This window comes from Streptomyces apricus (assembly GCF_008369065.1).
In the GTDB taxonomy this organism is placed as follows: domain Bacteria; phylum Actinomycetota; class Actinomycetes; order Streptomycetales; family Streptomycetaceae; genus Streptomyces; species Streptomyces apricus.
Genome location: NZ_VDFC01000047.1, coordinates 214,871 through 217,406, shown reverse-complemented (window position 1 = coordinate 217,406; position 2,536 = coordinate 214,871). Strand labels below are relative to the sequence as shown.

The window sequence follows — 2,536 nt, the reverse complement described above, 5'->3', positions numbered from 1 at the left end:
GTCCCCCGCCCAGCGTGACCCCGCGCAGGGGTCCCCGTCAGGCGTACGGGACGCTTTGCGTCACTTGGGGGTACGCGGCGGGGCGCACGTCGTAGACCCACTACGCGCACCCCGCCGCACGGGACCTAGTACGTCAGGCCGTGCCCCACGGGATACAGCACCCGGGTGGGGTCGTCCGCGCGCTGCACCGGCACCGGGAGCCTGCCGCGCGGGGCGGCCCGTCCCGCCAGCACCCGTACCGCGGCGCGCAGCTCGACGTCCGTCCACGAGTACGCCGCCAGGTACGCCTTGACGCCCGGCAGGTGGGCCACGTCGTACGGGTTGCGCACGGCCAGCGCGACCACCGGGCGCCCCGTCGCGAGCAGCTGCTCGACCAGGGCCCGCTGGGCGGAGGCGGCGGTGACGTTGTACGTGCCCACCAGGACCGCGTCCACGTCCTGGGCCGCCGCGACGGCCTTCGCGATCGTCGCGGCCGAGGGCGCCGTCCCGGTGGACAGCACCGTCGCGGTGAACCCCAGCTCGGTGAGCGCGGCCCCCAGCACGGTCGTGGGCGGGCCGGTGGTGCCCGACGGCGAGGCCGGATCGGCGCCGACGACGAGCACCTTCCGGTGCGTACGGCGGGAGAGCGGCAGCAGCCCGCCCGAGTTCACCAGCAGCGTGGTCGTCCGCTCGGCGATACGGTCGGCGGCCTTCAGGTGCGAGGGAATCCCGACCGTGCGGTCCACGCCCCGCCCCGTGACGTACGGGTCCTTCAGCAGCCCCAGCTTCGCCTTCAGCCGCAGCACCCGCAGGATCGATTCGTCGAGGCGCGCCTCCGTCAGCTCGCCGCCGCGCACCGCCGCCAGGACCGCGTTCCAGGCGACGTCCAGCTTGGGCGGGTTGAGGAGCTGGTCGACGCCCGCCTTCAGGGCGAGCACCGGCACCCGGTCGTCGCCGTACTTGGTGCGCACGCCCTCCATGCCGAGCGAGTCCGTCACCACGACCCCGTCGTAGCCGAGCCGTTCGCGCAGGATGCCGGTGAGGATCGGGCGGGAGAGGGTGGCCGGGTCGCCGGACGGGTCGAGCGCCGGGACCATGATGTGCGCGGTCATGATCGAGTCGATGCCCGCCGCGATCGCGGCCCGGAACGGGGGCGCGTCCAGCTCCTCCCACTGGGCCTCGGTGTGCTCGATGACCGGGAAGCCGTAGTGGCTGTCGGTCTCGGTGTCGCCGTGCCCCGGGAAGTGCTTGGAGGTGGCCGCGACCCCGGCGCCCTGGTAGCCCTTCACCTGGGCGGCCACCAGGCCCGCCACGGCCTCGGGGTCGGAGCCGAAGGAGCGCACCCCGATGACCGGGTTGGCCGGGTTGACGTTCACGTCGGCGACCGGGGCGTAGTCCTGCCGGACGCCCATCGCGCGCAGCTCGGCGCCGCCGATCCGGCCGGCCGTGCGGGCGTCGGTGCGCGAGCCGCCGGCGCCGAGGGCCATCGCGCCGGGGAAGAGCGTCGCGGGGGCGCCCACCCGGGCGACTATCCCGTGCTCCTGGTCGGTGGAGATGAGCACGGGCAGCCCGCGGGGCTGCGCCAGGGCGGCCCGCTGGATGCCGTTGCTCAGCTCCGCGATCTGGTGCGGCTCGCGGGTGTTGTGCGCCCAGCCGAAGTAGATGATGCCGCCGACCCGGTACTTCGCGATCAGCTCGGCGGCCGTGCGCACGCCGATCTCCGCGAGGTTGGCGTCGGCGTCGGCCTGGTCGGGCTCGGTCGCGGAGTGCCCGTACACCCGCATCACGAAGAGCTGCCCGACCTTCTCTTCCAGCGTCATGCGCGCGATCAGGGCGCGCAGCCGCTTGTCGTCGTGGACCGCGGTGGCGGTGCCGGCGGACGCGGGGGTGCCGGCGGCGAGGGCCGCCGCCGCGCCCGCGGTGGCCGCGAGCAGCGTACGTCTGGAGGTGTGCACGTGCGCTCCTTCCCAGGGGGGCCCGGAGGCCCGTGGAGGGGCAAGGCTGAAGGAAACTGCCAAGGAGTCACGGATATCCGGGAAATAACTGCCGGTCAAGGGTGCGCACACACGCGGACGGGCGAAAGCGCGGGGGAGGGGCCGTCACCGGCGCTGTTGGAGGGGGGCGCGCCGGTGACGGCGTGCTGCCGGCCGCAGGCGGCGGAGAGGGTGGTCAGCATTCGCAGCCAGCAGCGAGGCCGACACCGCACTGCGGAGACTCGTCCGGCAGCACGCGAATTGGACGACGCCTGGCGGGGACGGGTTCCCCGGATCCCCCGGATTCCCGCAAATAGATACAGGAGCGACGACAAGCCCCCAGAGCGCCGGAAGAAGCACACTTTCCCGCCGCGCCCTGTCGGCCCCCGTCAGGGGCGCCCGTCAGGGGCGCGGGGAACTGCGCGACAAGCCCCCACCGGCCCGCACCCGACCACCGGCCTCGTCCCTCCCAACCGGCGGAGCCCCTACGCGGACTCGTTCAACAGCCGAGCCAGATGATCCCGCCCCCCGTCCAACAACCCCTCAAGCGGCGCAGCCGACTCGTACCACCGCTTCTCGTACTC

The 2,536-nt window shown here is 73.9% G+C and carries 1 protein-coding gene and 1 pseudogene; both read right to left on the bottom strand.

The window, feature by feature from the left end; translation table 11 throughout:
* Positions 1-125: 125 nt before the first annotated feature.
* Positions 126-1,934, bottom strand: coding sequence for a glycoside hydrolase family 3 protein (locus FGF04_RS27375; RefSeq protein ID WP_149514015.1), 1,809 nt, complete (start codon positions 1,932-1,934; stop codon positions 126-128).
* A 503-nt stretch (positions 1,935-2,437) separates the two neighbouring features.
* Positions 2,438-2,536: pseudogene (locus FGF04_RS41325) on the bottom strand (sugar phosphate isomerase/epimerase); the annotation flags it as partial.